The sequence below is a fragment of the Geodermatophilus sp. SYSU D01176 genome, from assembly GCF_054050015.1.
Map to the genome: position 1 here is coordinate 125672 of NZ_JBJGYN010000001.1, position 16074 is coordinate 141745.

General features: G+C 74.8%; 14 protein-coding genes and 1 pseudogene. 9 read left to right on the plus strand and 6 right to left on the minus strand.

Features of this window, described 5'->3' with window-relative positions; genetic code table 11:
- Together ACI78Z_RS00630 and ACI78Z_RS00635 are read right to left on the minus strand one after the other, a co-directional pair.
- A complete protein-coding gene (locus ACI78Z_RS00630) occupies positions 1 to 1215 on the minus strand; it encodes a cytochrome P450 family protein (RefSeq protein WP_457034573.1) in 1215 nt (404 codons plus the stop codon).
- 55 nt (positions 1216 to 1270) lie between these two features.
- On the minus strand, positions 1271 to 2509 hold the full coding sequence (locus tag ACI78Z_RS00635) for an FAD-dependent oxidoreductase (protein ID WP_457034574.1): 1239 nt from the start codon (positions 2507 to 2509) through the stop codon (positions 1271 to 1273).
- Between the two features lie 121 nt (positions 2510 to 2630).
- On the opposite strand from ACI78Z_RS00635, the gene ACI78Z_RS00640 reads away from it, so the two are divergent.
- The gene (locus ACI78Z_RS00640; RefSeq protein ID WP_457034575.1) at positions 2631 to 4022 is read left to right on the plus strand and encodes a thioredoxin family protein; all 1392 of its coding nucleotides are present in this window, start codon (positions 2631 to 2633) and stop codon (positions 4020 to 4022) included.
- Positions 4019 to 4546: pseudogene (locus ACI78Z_RS00645) on the plus strand (UGSC family (seleno)protein). Before ACI78Z_RS00640 ends, ACI78Z_RS00645 begins: the two are co-directional and overlap by 4 nt.
- A gap of 39 nt (positions 4547 to 4585) precedes the next feature.
- On the opposite strand, the gene ACI78Z_RS00650 reads toward ACI78Z_RS00645, so the two are convergent.
- The 4 genes from ACI78Z_RS00650 to ACI78Z_RS00665 are packed head-to-tail and all read right to left on the minus strand — an operon-like array spanning position 4586 to position 8116.
- Positions 4586 to 4975: a universal stress protein gene (locus tag ACI78Z_RS00650; protein WP_457034576.1), complete on the minus strand. Its 390-nt coding sequence runs from the start codon at positions 4973 to 4975 to the stop codon at positions 4586 to 4588.
- Positions 4972 to 6486, minus strand: coding sequence for a tripartite tricarboxylate transporter permease (locus tag ACI78Z_RS00655; protein WP_457034577.1), 1515 nt, complete (start codon positions 6484 to 6486; stop codon positions 4972 to 4974). Before ACI78Z_RS00655 ends, ACI78Z_RS00650 begins: the two co-directional genes overlap by 4 nt.
- A gap of 8 nt (positions 6487 to 6494) precedes the next feature.
- A complete protein-coding gene (locus tag ACI78Z_RS00660; RefSeq protein ID WP_457034578.1) occupies positions 6495 to 7106 on the minus strand; it encodes a tripartite tricarboxylate transporter TctB family protein in 612 nt (203 codons plus the stop codon).
- Positions 7103 to 8116, minus strand: a complete 1014-nt coding sequence (locus ACI78Z_RS00665; RefSeq protein WP_457034579.1) for a tripartite tricarboxylate transporter substrate binding protein — start codon at positions 8114 to 8116, stop codon at positions 7103 to 7105. The genes ACI78Z_RS00660 and ACI78Z_RS00665 overlap by 4 nt, the downstream gene beginning before the upstream one ends.
- Positions 8117 to 8257: 141 nt before the next feature.
- Here ACI78Z_RS00665 and ACI78Z_RS00670 point away from each other — a divergent pair, with 141 nt between their 5' ends.
- From ACI78Z_RS00670 to ACI78Z_RS00700, 7 genes are all read left to right on the plus strand, one after another.
- Entirely contained in the window at positions 8258 to 9151 is an 894-nt protein-coding gene (locus ACI78Z_RS00670; protein WP_457034580.1) for a LysR substrate-binding domain-containing protein, read from the plus strand.
- A gap of 135 nt (positions 9152 to 9286) precedes the next feature.
- Entirely contained in the window at positions 9287 to 10201 is a 915-nt protein-coding gene (gene kdgD / locus ACI78Z_RS00675; RefSeq protein ID WP_457034581.1) for a 5-dehydro-4-deoxyglucarate dehydratase, read from the plus strand.
- 28 nt (positions 10202 to 10229) lie between these two features.
- Entirely contained in the window at positions 10230 to 11561 is a 1332-nt protein-coding gene (locus tag ACI78Z_RS00680; RefSeq protein ID WP_457034582.1) for an enolase C-terminal domain-like protein, read from the plus strand.
- Positions 11562 to 11578: 17 nt separating this feature from the next.
- On the plus strand, positions 11579 to 12748 hold the full coding sequence (locus ACI78Z_RS00685; protein ID WP_457034583.1) for an L-talarate/galactarate dehydratase: 1170 nt from the start codon (positions 11579 to 11581) through the stop codon (positions 12746 to 12748).
- A 29-nt stretch (positions 12749 to 12777) separates the two neighbouring features.
- The gene (locus ACI78Z_RS00690; RefSeq protein ID WP_457034584.1) at positions 12778 to 14292 is read left to right on the plus strand and encodes an aldehyde dehydrogenase (NADP(+)); all 1515 of its coding nucleotides are present in this window, start codon (positions 12778 to 12780) and stop codon (positions 14290 to 14292) included.
- A complete protein-coding gene (locus tag ACI78Z_RS00695) occupies positions 14289 to 15155 on the plus strand; it encodes an ATP-grasp domain-containing protein (RefSeq protein ID WP_457034585.1) in 867 nt (288 codons plus the stop codon). Before ACI78Z_RS00690 ends, ACI78Z_RS00695 begins: the two co-directional genes overlap by 4 nt.
- Positions 15152 to 16072 carry an AEC family transporter gene (locus ACI78Z_RS00700; protein ID WP_457034586.1) on the plus strand — a complete coding sequence of 307 codons (921 nt, stop codon included), beginning with the start codon at positions 15152 to 15154 and terminating at the stop codon, positions 16070 to 16072. Before ACI78Z_RS00695 ends, ACI78Z_RS00700 begins: the two co-directional genes overlap by 4 nt.
- Positions 16073 to 16074: the final 2 nt, after the last annotated feature.

The following is a 16074-nucleotide window of genomic DNA, read 5'->3' on the forward strand; positions in this document are numbered from 1 at the left end:
TCAGCGCAGCCGGACCGGGAGGCGGGTCAGGCCGCGCATGAGGATGCTCTGCCGCCAGGTCAGCTCGGCGGGGTCGACGGCGAGGGCCAGGTCGGGGAAGCGGCCGAGCAGCGTGCGGAACGCGACCTCGCCCTCCAGCCGGGCCAGCGGGGCGCCGAGGCAGTGGTGGATGCCGTGCCCGAAGGCCAGGTGGCCGGTGTCGCGGTGCAGGTCCAGCTCGTCGGGGTGCGCGTAGTGCTCCGGGTCGCGGTTGGCCGACGCCAGGGACACCAGCACGACCTCGCCGGCCGGGATTGTGGTGCCGCCGACCTCGACCGGCGCGGTGGTGTGCCGGAACGTGGCCAGGTTGACCGGGCCGTCCAGGCGCAGGAACTCCTCGACCGCGGCGGGCACCAGGCCGGGGTCGGCGCGCAGCTCGGCGAGCCGGTCGGGTCGGCGCAGCAGCGCCAGCACGCCGTTGCCGATGAGGTTCACCGTCGTCTCGTGGCCGGCCACCAGCAGCAGGAAGGCCATCGACACCGTCTCGTCGGGCGAGAGCCGGTCGGCGTCCTCGGAGGCGGCGACGATCGCCGACAGCACGTCCTCGGCCGGGCGGGCCCGCTTCTGCGCCACGAGGTCGGTCAGGTACACGGCCATCGACATCCCGGCCGCGGTGCGCTCCTCGACCGCGCCGTCGGAGGTGAGCAGCGTGTTCGACCAGCGGCGGAACGACGTCCGCTCGCCCTCGGGCACGCCCAGCAGCTCGCAGATGACGCCCATCGGCAGCGGGAAGGCGAAGGCGTCGAGCAGGTCGACCTCCGCCGGGCCGGCGGCCATCCGGTCGGCGAGCCGCCCGGCGATCGCCTCCACCTGGGGGCGCAGGGCGGCGATGGCGCGCACCGTGAAGGCCCGGCTGACCAGCTTGCGCAGCCGGGTGTGGTCGGGCGGGTCGGTGCTGAGCATGTGCCGGTTGAGCTCCTGGGCGAAGACCGCCCGGGCCCCCGGCGGCAGCGGCTTGGTCTCCAGCGTCCGGGCGAACCCGTCGGCGTCCTTGGCCAGCCGCGGGTCGGTCAGCGCCTGCCGGACGTCGTCGTAGCGGGTCACCAGCCAGACCGGGAGTCCGACCGGGGTCACCGCCCGCGCGACGGGCTCCTCGACGCGCAGCCGGGAGTAGAGGGCGTGCGGATCGGCGAAGAAGGCCGCGTCGAGCGGGACGACCCGGGCAGCGAGGTCCATCGTCCGAGGCTGTCGGGGGTGCGCGGGGGGCGCCAGGTGCGGAGGTCCCGGGGTGTCAGGACGGCGCCGGGGTCCGGCGGGCGAACGCCGGCGCGTGCTCCGGCCGCAGCCCCACGCCGATCAGGTAGGCCGGGACGACGGACAGCTGGGGGAACCGCTGCACGAGCGCGAGCACCGGCTTGGGTGGGCCGGCCCGCCGTCCCTCGACGAGTGGCCCCACGAAGCCGCGGTGCAGCGCCCGCTGGAGGGTCTGCACGGCCACGGTCGGCAGGATCCGGCGGGCGCGCACGGCGGCCAGGTCCGCGGGGCTCACGGTGCCCGCCCGGAGCGGCTCGGCCAGCAGGGTCGCGGCGGCCACGGCGTCCTGGACGGCGAGGTTGATGCCGACACCGCCGACCGGCGACATCGCGTGCGCGGCGTCGCCGATGCAGAGCAGGCCGTCGACGTGCCACTGCACCAGCCGGTCGACCCGCACGTCGAGGTGCTTGACGTCGTCCATCGATCGCAGCGCGTCCACCCGGTCCCGGAACTCCGGGATGAGGTCGGCGACGTCGGCGCGGAACGCCTCGATGCCGCGGGCCCGCAGCTGCGCGTCGGTGCCCTTGCGGCCGATGTAGGCGACCTGCAGGAACGTCTCGCGCGGGATGACCACGGCGAACCGGCCGGGCGCCGCGTGCGGGGCCAGGGCGGAGGGGCGGTCGTCCGGCAGGCGGGGGACCCGGAACCACCAGGCGTCGATGGGGACGGGGAACTCCTTCGGCCGCAACCCCGCCTGCCGCCGCGCGAGCGAGTGCCGGCCGTCGCAGGCCACGGTCAGGTCGGCGCGGATCTCGCCGGTCGCGCCGTCCGCGGTGCGGTAGCGCACCCCGGCGACCCGGTCGCCCTCGCGCAGGAGGCCGGTCATCTCGGTCGACATCCGCAGCGTGGACGTCGGCTCGCGCCGGCCGGCGTCGGCGAGCAGGTCCAGCAGGTCCCACTGCGGCGTCATGGCGATGTAGGGGTAGGGGACGTGCAGCCGGCGGAAGTCCCCGAGGGTGACCGTGTCCCCGTCGGCCGTGGGGATGACGACCCGCTCGACCTTCGTGTGCGGCAGCCGGTCGAACTCCTCGGCCAGGCCCAGCTCGTCGAGCAGCTGCAGCGTCGAGGGGTGCACGGTGTCGCCGCGGAAGTCGCGGAGGAAGTCGGCGTGCTTCTCCAGCACCGTCACCTCGATGCCGGCCCGGGCCAGGAGCAGGCCCAGCACCATGCCGGCGGGGCCGCCGCCGACGACCAGACACGTGGTGCGCTCGGCCATCGCCGGCCTCCCTCGCAGGCGGTCCCCGTGCCGGCCCAGTGTCCTGCCGCGCCGGGGTGCGGCACCACGGGTGGGCGCGCGCCACCGGGTGCCCGGGTGCGCGCCGGGCTAGGGTCGCCCCGTGCAGCTGCCCGACGGCCTGGTCGCCGTCGTCAAGCGGGACTGCCCGACCTGCGTGCTGGTGGAACCGGTGCTGCGCGGGCTCGGGGCCGCGGTGTGGTGCCAGGACGACCCCGCCTGGTTCGACCACGACGACACCGAGCTGGGGTTCTCCTACCGCCTCGGGATCGAGACCGTCCCGACCCTGCTGCGGGTGGAGGGTGGCGCGGAGACGGCGCGGGCGGTCGGCTGGAGCCGCGAGCAGTGGGAGCTCCTCACCGGCGTCGCCGGCCTGGGGGAGGGGCTGCCCGAGCACCGGCCGGGCTGCGGGTCGCTGTCGGTCGACCCGTCGCGGGTCGACGCGCTCGAGGCGCGGTACGGCGACGGGCTGGCCAGCCGCCGGGTGGAGCTGGCCGACCTGGAGGACGAGCACGAGGCGCTGTTCGACCGTGGCTGGACCGACGGGCTGCCCGTCGTCCCGCCGACGCCGGAGCGGGTGCTGCGCATGCTGCGCGGCACGACCCGGGACCCCGGCGAGGTCGTCGCCGTCGTCCCGCCGGACCTCGTGCCGTGCACCGTCGAGAAGGTCGCCGTCAACGCGGTGATGGCCGGCTGCCTGCCCGAGCACCTGCCGGTCGTCCTGGCGGCCCTGGAGGCGGCGTCCGCGGAGGAGTTCGCGCTGCACGGGCTGCTGGCGACCACCTACTTCGCCGGCCCGGTGGTGGTCGTCAACGGGCCGGTCGCCGGACGGATCGGGATGAACAGCGGGGTCAACGCCCTCGGGCAGGGCAACCGCGCGAACGCCACGATCGGCCGGGCGCTGCAGCTGGTCGTGCGCAACGTCGGTGGTGGCCGTCCCGGTGAGGTGGACCGGGCCACCCTCGGCAACCCGGGCAAGTACACCTTCTGCTTCGCCGAGCGCGAGCAGGACAGCCCGTTCGCGCCGCTGGCGGCCGACCGCGGGGTGCCCGGGGACGCGGTCACCGTCGTCGCCGGGTCCGGCGTGCAGCCCGTGGTCGACCAGCTCAGCCGGGATCCGGAGTCGCTCGCCCGCAGCTTCGCGGCCTGCCTGCGGGTCAACGCGCACCCGAAGCTGCCGCTGGCCTTCGACGCGCTGCTCGTCGTCTCCCCGGAGCACGGCCGCGTCTTCCGCGAGGCGGGCTGGGACCGCGCCCGCCTGCTGGCCGAGCTCGACGGGCTGCTGCGGCTGCCGGCCGGCGAGCTGCTGCGGGGGGCCGGCGGCATGGCCGAGGGCCTGCCGCCCGGGACCGCCGCCGAGGTGCCGAAGTTCCGGCCCGGTGGCCTGCTGGTGGTCCACGCCGGCGGCGAGGCCGGTCTGTTCAGCGCGATCGTCGGGGGCTGGGTCGCCGGCGAGACGGGGAGTGCTCCGGTGACACGGGAGGTGCGGGCGTGAGGACGGTCCTCGATCCGACGGGTGAGCGGCGGGCGCCGACCCGGGCGCCGCTGCCGCGCCCGGCGTCGCTGCGGGGCCGCACGGTGGGCCTGCTCGACATCAGCAAGGCCCGCGGGGACGTCGTCCTGGACCGCCTGGCGGAGCTGCTGCAGGAGGACGGCGTGACGGTGCGCCGCTACCGCAAGCCCACGTTCGCCCGACCCGCACCCGTGGACCTGCGGCACGAGATCACCGAGCAGTGCGAGGTGGTGATCGAGGCGCTGGCCGACTAGGGCTCGTGCACGTCGTGCAGTGTGCACGACATCGCCGACCTGGAGCGCCGGGGCGTGGTGGGGGTCTTCCTCGCCAGTGCCGCCTTCGCCGACGCCGCGCGGGTGCAGGGGGCGGCGCTGGGCTTCCCGGCGCCGCACGTGCTGGTGCCGCACCCGGTGCAGGACCGCACGGACGCCGAACTGCGGACGGTCGCCGAGGAGGTCTACCCGGCGGTGCTGGCCGCACTCACCGGTCCCGGCCCGTCGGCCTGACACCGGGGCGCCCGGTGCCGGGCCGAGGACCCCGACGCGTCAGGGCTTGACGGCGAGCACCGGTCGGTCGGCGTCGAGCAGGATCCGCTGGGCGGTGCTGCCCATGAGCAGCTTGCCGACCGGCGAGCGCTTGCGCAGGCCGATGACGATCACCGCGGCGTCGACCGCGCCGGCGACGCGCACCACCTCGCCGGCGACGTCGCCGGCGTGCGCCTCCTGGTGCACCTCGACGTCGACGCCGGCGGCCGACGCCCGGGCGACGAGGTCCCGGACGGCGTCCTCGCCGGCCATGGCGGCGCTGACCGGCGCGCCCTCGCGCGGGGTGTTGAGCAGGACCAGCCGGGAGTGCCGGCGCCCGGCCTCCTCGACGGCCGCGGCGAAGGCGGCGTCCCCCTCGGGCGTGGGGACGTAGGCGACGAGGACGGTCACACGAGCTCCTTGGGGGTGTGGCGGTCGGTGCTCCGCCGGCGGCGGGTGAGGGCCTGGATCGCCGGGAGCAGGGCCACGACGAGGAAGAGGACGAGCAGCGTCCCGGAGATGGGACGGGTGAGGAAGCCGGTCGGGTCGCCGCCGAAGAGCAGCAGCGAGCGGCGCAGGGAGTCCTCGAGCAGCGAGCCGAGGACGAAGGCGAGCACCAGCGGGCCGGGGTCGAAACCGAGCTTCTTCATCAGGTAGCCCAGGGCGCCGAAGACGATCACCAGGCCGATGTCGAAGACGTCGTTGTTGACCGTGTAGACGCCGATGAGCGTGATCAGCACGGTGATCGGCGCCAGGATCGTGGCGCGCACCCGCAGGATCTTCACGAACAGACCCACCAGCGGGATGCTCATGATCAGCAACAGGATGTTGCCGATGTACATCGAGTTGACCACGCCCCAGAACAGCTCGGGCTCCTGGTCGACCAGCTGCGGGCCCGGGCTCACGCCCTGGATCAGCAGCGCGCCGAAGATGACCGCCATCGTGGCGTTGGCCGGGATGCCGAGGGTCAGCAGCGGGATGAAGGACGACGTCGCCGCGGCGTTGTTCGCCGACTCGGGGGCGGCCACGCCCTCGACGGCGCCCCTGCCGAAGCGCTCCGGGGTCTTGGACCGGCGCTTCTCCAGCGCGTAGGACGCCAGCGAGGCCAGGGTCGCACCGCCACCGGGCAGGATCCCGAGGAAGAAGCCGAGCACGGAGCCGCGGCCGATGGCGCCGGAGGACTGCTTGAGGTCCTTCCCGGACGGCCAGACGTTGGCCACCGTCGCCGGGGCGTGCACCGTCCGGTGCCGCTCCTCCAGGTTGTAGAGGATCTCGCCCAGGCCGAAGAGGCCCATCGCGATCGGCACGAAGTCCAGGCCGTCGGCGAGCGAGAGGTTGTCGAAGGTGAACCGCTCGGCGCCGGTGAACCCGTCGCGGCCGACCGTGGCGAGCAGCAGGCCGAGGCAGGCGGCGATCACCGCCTTGAGCCGGTCGCCGCTGCTGACGGTGGCGACCAGGAGGATGCCCAGCAGCGCCAGGGCCGTGTACTCGGGCGGGCCGAAGTCCAGGGCGAAACCGGCCACCAGCGGGGCGACGAACGACAGCGCGACGATCGACACGGTGCCGCCGATGAACGAGCCCACCGCGGCGATGCCCAGCGCCGTGCCGGCGCGGCCGTTGCGGGCGAGGGCGTGGCCGTCGAAGACGGTGACGACCGAGGACGCCTCGCCGGGCAGCCGCAGCAGCACCGAGGTGATCGTGCCGCCGTACTGGGCGCCGTAGAAGATGCCGGCGAGCATGATGATCGCCGTCACCGGCTCGATGCCGATGGTGATGGGCAGCAGGATCGCGATGGTCGCCGCCGGGCCCAGGCCGGGCAGCACGCCGACCAGCATGCCGACGACGACGCCGATGAGGCAGTAGAGCAGGTTGGTCGGCTCGAGCACGACGCCGAAGCCGTCGAGCACCGGGGCGAAGTCCACGGCGTCTCCTAGAACAGGTGCGGGATGGGGACCGACAGGGCCGCCACGAAGATGAGGTAGAAGGCGACCACCACGGCGAGGCTCGTGATGATCGAGGTGCGCCAGCCCTCGTGCCCGAGGAAGCGGAGCCAGACGAAGGCCAGCAGCGCCGCGGGGATCTCGAAGCCGATGACCGGGAGGACGGCGACGAAGACGACCATCGTCGCCAGGCCCGCGAGCACCAGCAGGCTGGTGCGGCCGAAGCGCTCGGCGTCGGTGGTCCGCCGGACGACGGCCAGCAGCCCCAGGCCGAGCACGACGATGACCACGCTGATCAGGAGCGGCCAGGTGCCGGCCTCCGGGGCGGCGGCGCTGCCGACGTCGAGGGGGAGCGAGCCGAGGACGGCCGCGGCGCCGAGGGCGACGACGACGGCGGCGACGACGACGTTGCCCAGGGTCCCGGCGGCCGGCGGGCGGCCCTCGTGCTCCTCGGCCTCCACCTGGTGGATGGCCTCCTCGAGGTCGAACCCGTGGTCGGCGGACCCGGCCGGGGGCGGCGGTGCGCTCTCCGGGGAGGCCCCGGCGGCCGTGTGGCCGCCGGGGCGCTCGGGGACGTGCGTCCCGCCTGAGGGCGAGGTCACTGCTCCGAACCGAGGTCGATCGAGTACTCCTCGACGACGCTGCGGTAGTCCTCGAGGTTCGACGTCCAGGTCTCGCGGACCTCCTCGCCGTCGACCTCGTTCGGGGTGAGCTGGTTGTCCTGGTTGAACTGCTGGTAGGCCTCGGACTCGAAGGCGGTCTGGAACGACGCCTGCAGGGTCTCGATGACGTCCTCGGGCGTGCCCTTCGGCGCGAAGACGGCGCGGGACTGCTGCACCGGGACGTCGTAACCGGCCTCGACGGCGGTCGGGGTGTCGGGCAGGTAGCTCACCCGCTCCTCGGCGAAGGTGACGATCGGGGTCAGCTCGCCGGCCTCGATCTGCTCGATGGCCTCGCCCAGCTGGATGGAGGCGACGTCGACCTGGCCGCCGAGGACCGCGGTCAGGGTGGGGGAGCCGCCGTCGAAGGGCACCGCGGTGGCCTCGATGCCGGCCTGCGCGAAGAGCAGCTCCTGGGACAGCTGGCTGCCCGTGCCGACACCCGTCGTCCCGAACGTGACCGGGCGGCCGGCGTTGGCGAGGTCCTCCACCGTCGTGAAGCCGGAGGACGGCGCGGTCACCAGCACGTAGTCGTCCTGGCTGATGCCGGTGACGATCTCGTAGTCGGCGATGTCGGGCGCCTCGCCCTCGGCGACGGCCAGCGGCGTGATGTAGGCCAGGCTGCCGTTGTAGACCATCAGGGTGTGGCCGTCGGGCTCGGCGCTGGCCAGCTCCTGGGCGGCGAGCGCGCCGTTGGCGCCGGGCCGGTTCTCCACGGTCACCGGGACGCCGAGGTCGTCGGAGACCTCGTCGGCCAGCGCGCGGGCGATGAGGTCCGTGCTGCCACCGGGGTCCTGGCCGACGAGGACGGTGATCGGCTCGTCGCCCGGGAACCCGCCCTCCTCGGCGGCGCTGCCCCCGCCGACGTTGCCGCCGCAGGCGGCGAGCGACAGGGCCAGGGCGAGGCCGGCACCGGCCGTCGTCCACCGGCGCGCGCGGTTGTTCGTGGTCATGAGAGTTCTCCTCGGAGAGCAGCCGTGGCCGGGCCGCGAGCGGTGTGAGTGGCGTCACGGACGCCTGGTCGTCGGCGAGCCTAGGAAGCCCGGCTCATGCCTGTCCAAATCCATTGAGGCATCGATTGATACCTTGGGGGCATGGCCTTCACGCTGGAGCAGCTCCGCGGGTTCGTCGCCGTCGCCGACGAGCTGCACTTCGGCCGGGCGGCCGCCCGGCTGAGGATGACCCAACCGCCGCTGAGCCGGCAGATCCAGAAGCTGGAGCGTGTCGTCGGCGCCCAGTTGCTCGAGCGGGACAACCGCCGGGTGACGCTGACCGCCGCGGGGCAGGTCTTCCTCGTGGAGGCGCGGCGCCTGCTCGGCCTGGCCGACTCCGCCCCCGAGCTCGCCCGCCGGGTGTCGTCTGGGGCCAGCGGCGTGGTCCGGATCGGTTTCACCGCCGCCTCGACCTACGGGATCCTCGGGGAGCTGCTCAACGACCTGGCTCAGGAGCTGCCCAACGTCGACGTCGACCTCGCCGAGATGGTGACCCGCGAGCAGGTCGCCGGGCTGCTCAACGAGGAGGTCGACCTGGGGCTGGGGCGTCCGCCCTTCGACGAGGAGGCCTTCGGGCACCGGCTGCTGCACCGCGAGGCGCTGCTCGTCGCCGCCCCCGTGGGGCACCGGCTGCTGGAGCTGGGCCGGCCGGTGCGGGCCGCGGACCTGGCGTCCACGCCGGTCGTCATGCACTCGCCCACCAAGGCGAAGTACTTCTACGACCTGGTCGCCGGGGTCGCGCCGATCGCCGCGGAGAACACGGTGCACACCGTGAGCCAGGTGCTCACCATGCTGTGGCTGGTGGCGGCCGGCCGCGGCGTGGCCTTCGTGCCCGGGTCCGCGGCGCGGCTGCCGATCGAGGGCGTGGGGTTCGTCCGCCTGGAGACGGCGGTGCCCGAGCCGGTCGAGCTGCACCTGCTGTGGGCCAAGGACTCGAAGAACCCGGCGCTGTGGCGGGCGCTCGCGGTGCTGGAGCGGCGGGTCGGCCGGACCTGATACCCGTCGAGCATCGCGCGATGCGCAAAGACGATTGGACGTGCATCGACCGGTCTTCCTACGGTGGCCGCGACCACAGCCCGCGCCCCTTCTCGACCCCGGCGCGGACCCGTCGGACCCAAGGACGCGATACCCGTGACGCTGTTGCCCCCGGACGCCCTCGCTGACCGGCTGAAGTCCGGCCTGCTCTCCTTCCCGGTGACCCACTTCGACGCCGACCTGCAGTTCGACGAGGCCCGGTACCGCGAGCACCTGGCCTGGCAGGCGGGGTTCGACGTGGCCGGCCTGTTCGCCGCGGGCGGCACCGGCGAGGGCTTCTCGCTGACCCCGGAGGAGATCGACCGCGTCGTCCGCGTCGCCGTCGACGAGGTGGCCGGGCGGGTCCCGGTCCTCGCGCCGGCCACCGGTGGCACGGCCGTCTCCATCGCCCAGGCGCAGGCCGCGCAGGCCGCTGGCGCGTCGGGCCTGCTGCTGTTCCCGCCGTACCTCACCGAGGCCAGCCAGAAGGGCCTCGCCGAGCACATCAGCGCCGTCTGCCGGTCCACCGACCTCGGCGTCATCGTCTACAGCCGCGCCAACGCGGTGCTCACCGACGCGACCGTGGCCGAGGTCGCCGACCGCAACCCGAACCTGATCGGCCTCAAGGACGGGGTGGGCGACATCGAGCAGATGACCCGCACCTACGCCCGGGTCGGCGACCGGCTGATCTACGTCGGCGGGCTGCCCACCGCGGAGACCTTCGCCCTGCCCCTGCTGCAGCTCGGCGTGACCACGTACTCCTCGGCGCTCTACAACTTCCTGCCCGAGTTCGCGCTGCGCTTCTACGCCGCCGTGCGCGCCCAGGACCGCACCGCCGTCTACCAGATGCTCAACGACTTCGTGATCCCGTACCTGGACATCCGCGACCGGGCCCGCGGCTACGCGGTCTCCATCGTCAAGGCCGGCCTGACGGCGGTCGGGCGTGACGGCGGCCGCGTCCGCCCCCCGCTGTCGGACCTGACCGACGCCGAGCTCGCCGAGCTCACCGCCCTGGTGGACAAGGTCGCCTGAGCCTCGCCCCCGGACCCGAGAGGACGCCATGACCGCCCGCACCCCCACCGTGGCCCGCGTCGAGGTGGTGCCCGTCGCCGGACACGACAGCATGCTGCTCAACCTCAGCGGCGCCCACGGTCCCTTCTTCACCCGCAACATCGCGATCGTCACCGACAGCGAGGGTCGGCAGGGCGTCGGTGAGGTCCCCGGCGGCGAGGCCATCCGCCGCACCATCGCCGACGCCGGCGACCTGCTCACCGGCCAGCCGGTCGCGCAGTACGGCCGGCTGCTGCGGCAGGTGGCGGCTGCCTTCGCCGACCGGGACGCCGGCGGCCGCGGCCTGCAGACCTTCGACCTGCGGACGACGATCCACGCGGTCACCGCGCTGGAGTCCGCGCTGCTGGACCTGCTGGGCCAGCACCTCGGCGTGCCCGTGGCCGAGCTGCTGGGCGAGGGCCAGCAGCGCGACAGCGTGCCGATGCTCGGCTACCTGTTCTACGTCGGCGACCGGTCGGCCACCGACCTGCCCTACCGGGCCGAGGCCGACCCGGCCGACGACTGGGAGCGGCTGCGCCGCGAGCCGGCGCTGACCCCCGAGGCGGTCGTCGCGCTGGCCGAGGCCGCGCAGGCCCGCTACGGGTTCACCGACTTCAAGCTCAAGGGCGGCGTGCTGGCCGGCGAGGAGGAGGTCGCCGCCGTCCGCGCGCTGGCGCAGCGGTTCCCCGACGCCCGCGTCACCCTCGACCCCAACGGCGGCTGGCTGCTGGCCGAGGCGATCGAGCTCTGCCGCGACCTGCACGGCGTGCTCGCCTACGCCGAGGACCCGGTCGGTGCCGAGGGCGGCTACTCAGGCCGCGAGGTCATGGCCGAGTTCCGCCGGGCCACCGGCCTGCCCACCGCGACCAACATGGTCGCCACCGACTGGCGGCAGATGGCGCACGCCGTCCGCTCGAACGCCGTCGACATCCCGCTGGCCGACCCGCACTTCTGGACCATGCGCGGTTCGGTCCGCGTCGCCCAGCTGTGCGCCGACTTCGGGCTGACCTGGGGCTCGCACTCGAACAACCACTTCGACGTGTCGCTGGCGATGTTCACCCACGTCGGCGCCGCGGCGCCGGGCGAGATCACCGCGCTGGACACGCACTGGATCTGGCAGGACGGGCAGGCGCTGACCCGCGAGCCGCTGCAGATCCGGGACGGCGCGATCGCCGTCCCGCCCACCCCCGGCCTGGGCGTCGAGCTGGACCCGGACGCCCTCGCCGCGGCGCACGAGCTGTACCGGGAGCACGGCCTCGGTGCGCGGGACGACGCCGTCGCGATGCAGTACCTCGTCCCCGGCTGGGCGTTCGACCCCAAGCGCCCCTGCCTCGTCCGCTGACCCCGATCGGAGCTCCCATGACGACCCTGCCCGCTGCGCCCCCGGCCGCCGCGCCCGCCATCCTCGACCGGATCGAGTCGGTGACCCTGTCCTCGGTCACCCTGCCGCTGCCCACCCCGATCAGCGACGCCAAGGTCTTCACCGGACGCCAGCGCCCGATGACCGAGGTCGCCTTCCTGTTCGCCGAGGTCACCACCGAGGACGGGCACGAGGGCGTCGGGTTCAGCTACTCGAAGCGGGCCGGCGGCCCGGCCCAGTTCGCCCACGCGGCCGAGGTCGCGCCCGACCTCATCGGCGAGGACCCCAGCGACATCGGCCGGCTGTGGACCAAGCTGGTCTGGGCCGGCGCCTCGGTGGGCCGCAGCGGCGCCTCCACCCAGGCCATCGCCGCGATCGACGTCGCGCTGTGGGACCTCAAGGCCAAGCGCGCCGGCCTGCCCCTGGCCAAGCTGCTGGGCGCCCACCGCGACTCGGTGCGCTGCTACAACACCTCCGGCGGCTTCCTGCACGAGTCGATCGAGCAGGTCCAGGACAACGCCACCCGCACGCTCGAGCAGGGCATCGGCGGCATCAAGATCAAGGTCGGGCTGCCCGACTCGGCCGAGGACCTGCGCCGGGTGCGCGCCGTCCGCGAGCACATCGGCGACGCCGTGCCGCTCATGGTCGACGCCAACCAGCAGTGGGACCGCCCGACCGCCATGCGGGTGAGCCGGCGGCTGGAGGAGCTCGACCTGGTCTGGATCGAGGAGCCGCTCGACGCCTACGACGCCGAGGGCCACGCCCAGCTCGCCCGCTCGCTGGACACCGCCGTCGCCACCGGGGAGATGCTGACCAGCGTCGCCGAGCACGCCGAGCTGATCCGGCACGGCGCGGTGGACATCATCCAGCCCGACGCCCCGCGCATCGGCGGCATCACCCAGTTCCTCAAGCTCGCCACCCTCGCCGACGTCGCGAACCTGCAGCTGGCCCCGCACTTCGCGATGGAGATCCACGCCCACCTGGCGGCGGCCTACCCTCGCGAGCCGTGGGTGGAGCACTTCGACTGGCTGCACCCGCTGTTCAACGAGCGCCTGGAGACCCGCGACGGGCGCATGTACATCTCCGACCGGCCGGGGCTGGGCATCACCCTCAGCGACCAGGCCCGCGCCTGGACGGTCGACCGCGTCACCGTCGGCGCGATCCGCTGACCACCCGCACCACAGCACTGGAGGCACCCGTGTCCGACGTCGTGAGCACCGACCCCCGCACCGGCGAGGCCGTCGAGGTCGTCGCCCAGGAGACGACTCCCGCGGAGGTGGACCGGCTCTGCACGGCCGCGCTCGCCGCGGCCCCCGGCCTGGACGCCCTCGGCCGGGCCGGGCGGGCGGCGCTGCTGCGCGTCCTCGCCGACGCCCTGGAGGCCCGGCGGGACGACGTGGTCGCCGTCGCCGACCGGGAGACCGCCCTCGGCCCGACCCGGCTGAACGGCGAGCTCACCCGCACCTGCTACCAGCTGCGGCTGTTCGCCGAGGTGCTCGACGAGGGCAGCTACCTCGAGGCGGCGATCGACCACGCCGGCGACACCCCGATGGGCCCGCGCCCGGACCTGCGCCGGATGCTGGTCCCGATCGGCCCGGTCGCGGTCTTCGGCGCCAGCAACTTCCCCCTCGCCTTCTCCGTGCCCGGCGGCGACACCGCCTCGGCGCTCGCGGCCGGCTGCCCCGTCGTCGTCAAGGCGCACGGGTCGCACCCGGCGACCTCGCAGCTGGTGTTCGACGTCCTGGACGCCGCCGCCCGCAAGGCCGGCGCGCCCGACGGCACGCTGGGCATCGTGCACGGCCTGCAGGGCGGCGCCGACCTCGTGGCCCACCCGGCGATCCGCGCCGTCGGCTTCACCGGCTCGGTGAACGGCGGCCGCGCCCTGCTGGAGATCATCGAGCGGCGTCCGGACCCGGTGCCGTTCTTCGGCGAGCTGTCCAGCCTCAACCCGGTGGTCGTCACCCCGACGGCCGCCGCCGAGCGCGGGACGACGATCGGCACCGAGCTGGTGGGCTCCTTCACCCTGGGCGGCGGCCAGTTCTGCACCAAGCCGGGCCTGGCGTTCGTGCCGGCGGGACCCGAGGGGGACGCCGTCGTCGACGCCATGGCCGAGGCCGTGCGCGGCACCGCCGCCCCGGTGCTCCTGAACGAGGGCATCGCCGCCTCCTACGGTCGCATCTCCGACGGCCTGGCCGGGGCGCCCGGCGTCGAGGAGGTCGCCCGCGGCGGGGACCCCTCGGGCCGGGGCTTCCAGGCCGTGCCGCGGCTGCTGCAGACGACCGCCGGCGACCTGCCGGAGCAGGTGACCGAGGAGTGCTTCGGGCCGGTGTCGGTGGTCGCCCGCTACGACGGCGAGGCCGAGCTGTTCGCCGCGCTGGACCGGATGCCGTCGTCGCTGACCGCCACCGTGCTGCGCGGCGCCGGGGAGACCGAGCTGCCGCTGGCGGTCTCCCAGGAGCTGCGCACGCGGGCCGGCCGGCTGGTCTACGACGCCTACCCCACGGGCGTGGCCGTCTCCTGGGCCCAGCACCACGGTGGCCCGTGGCCGTCGACGAACTCCCAGCACACCTCGGTCGGCACCACGGCGATCCGCCGTTTCCTGCGCCCGGTCACCTGGCAGGGCGCCCCGCAGGAGGTGCTCCCGGCCGAGCTCACCGACGACCACCGCGGCATCCCGCGCCGGATCGACGGGGTCCTGGAGCTGCCCCGGTGACGACCCGGGTCGCCCTGGTCAGCTCCGAGCGGGGCCTGCGCGTCGACCCCGACCTCCCGCTCGCCGCGCCGGCGCTGCGGGCGGCCGGGGTCGCCGTCGACTGCGTCCGCTGGGACGACCCGGCGGTGGACTGGGCGGGCTTCGACCTGGCCGTCGTCCGCTCCTGCTGGGACTACGCCGAGCGGCGGGAGGAGTTCCTGGCGTGGGCCGGCGCCGTCCCGCGGCTGCGCAACGACGCCGCGGTGCTGCGCTGGAACACCGACAAGGCGCACCTGCGCGACGTCGAGCGCGCCGGCCTGCCCGTCGTCCCCACCGTGTGGGACCCGGCGGGCGCCGCCGAGCTGCCGGACGCAGGGGAGTGGGTGGTCAAGCCGTCGGTGTCGGCCGGCTCCCGGGACACCGCGCGCTGGACCGACCCCGCCGACGTGACGGCGCACGTCGCGCAGCTGACCGCCGCCGGCCGGACGGCGATGGTGCAGCCCTACCAGGCCAGCGTGGACGATGCCGGGGAGACGGCGCTGCTCTTCCTCGGCGGGGAGTTCTCGCACGCCGCGCGCAAGCCCCCGATGCTGGGCCGCGGCGAGGGCGTGCGCCAGGACCGCGACGGTCGCAGCGGGGTGCGGCCGGCTCTCGCGACGCCGGAGGAGCTGGCGGTCGCGCAGGCGGTGGTCGACGCCGTCCCCGCGCTCGTGCCAGGCTCCGCCCCGCTGCTCTACGCACGGATCGACCTGGTCGCCGACGCCGCCGGCCGGCCGGTGGTGCTGGAGGTCGAGCTCACCGAGCCGAACCTGTTCCTCCCGCAGGCCCCGCCGGAGGCGCTGCCCCGGCTGGTCCGCGCGGTCGGGGACGCGATCGCCGCGTGAACGGGGTGGTGGGTGGCTTCGCCGCCCTCACCGCGGTCATCGCCGTCGGCTGGCTGGTCGCCCGCACCGGCACCCTCGGCCGGGACGCCGCGGCCGTGCTGTCGAAGCTGTCCTACGTCGTGGCGACGCCGGCGCTGCTGCTGCTCACCCTCGCCGACGCCGACCCCGGGGTGCTGGTGTCGCCCGCGCTCGTCGCCACCGCCGGCAGCGCGGTGCTGTGCGCGCTGCTCTTCGCCGGGCTGGCGCGCTGGCGGTGGCGGCTGCGGCCGGCCGAGCTGACCGCCGGCGGGCTGGCGTCGTCCTACGTCAACGCCGGCAACCTCGGCGTCCCCATCTCGGTGTACGTGCTCGGCGACGCCTCCTTCGTGGCCCCCGTCCTGCTGTTCCAGGTGCTGGTGCTGGCGCCGCTGGGCCTGGCCGTGCTGGCCGGCTCCCGCACGCAGCCGCGGTCCCGCTGGCGGGTGCTCACCCAGCCGCTGACCACGCCGGTCGTCCTCGGCTGCGGCCTGGGCGTGCTCATCGCGGCGACCGGCGTGCAGCTCCCGTCGATCGTGCTCGAGCCGGTCGAGCTCACCGCCGGGCTGGCCGTGCCCGCCGCCCTGCTGGCCTACGGGATGAGCCTGCACGGTGCGCCGCGGCCGGCGTCGGGCGAGGGCGCGGGCCCGGTGGGGCTGGCGGTGGCGCTCAAGACGCTCGCGCAGCCCGCGCTGGCCTACGCCCTCGGCCGCTGGGGAGCCGGCCTCGACGGGGTCGCGCTGCTCGCGGTCACGGTCACCTCCGCGCTGCCGACGGCGCAGAACGTCTTCGTGTACGCCTCCACCTACGACCGCGGCACGCTGCTCGCCCGGGACGTCGTCCTGCTGAGCACCGTGCTCTCGGTCCCGGTGCTGGTCGGGATCGCCCTGCTGCTCGGCTGATC

What these genes read in the sequence shown, in the direction of transcription:
- ACI78Z_RS00630 (WP_457034573.1), bottom strand. Translation starts at nt 1,215, where the DNA reads ATGGACCTCGCTGCCCGGGTCGTCCCGCTCGACGCGGCCTTCTTCGCC.
- ACI78Z_RS00635 (WP_457034574.1), bottom strand. Translation starts at nt 2,509, where the DNA reads ATGGCCGAGCGCACCACGTGTCTGGTCGTCGGCGGCGGCCCCGCCGGC.
- ACI78Z_RS00665 (WP_457034579.1), bottom strand. Translation starts at nt 8,116, where the DNA reads ATGACCACGAACAACCGCGCGCGCCGGTGGACGACGGCCGGTGCCGGC.
- ACI78Z_RS00670 (WP_457034580.1), top strand. Translation starts at nt 8,258, where the DNA reads ATGGCCTTCACGCTGGAGCAGCTCCGCGGGTTCGTCGCCGTCGCCGAC.
- ACI78Z_RS00680 (WP_457034582.1), top strand. Translation starts at nt 10,230, where the DNA reads ATGACCGCCCGCACCCCCACCGTGGCCCGCGTCGAGGTGGTGCCCGTC.
- ACI78Z_RS00685 (WP_457034583.1), top strand. Translation starts at nt 11,579, where the DNA reads ATGACGACCCTGCCCGCTGCGCCCCCGGCCGCCGCGCCCGCCATCCTC.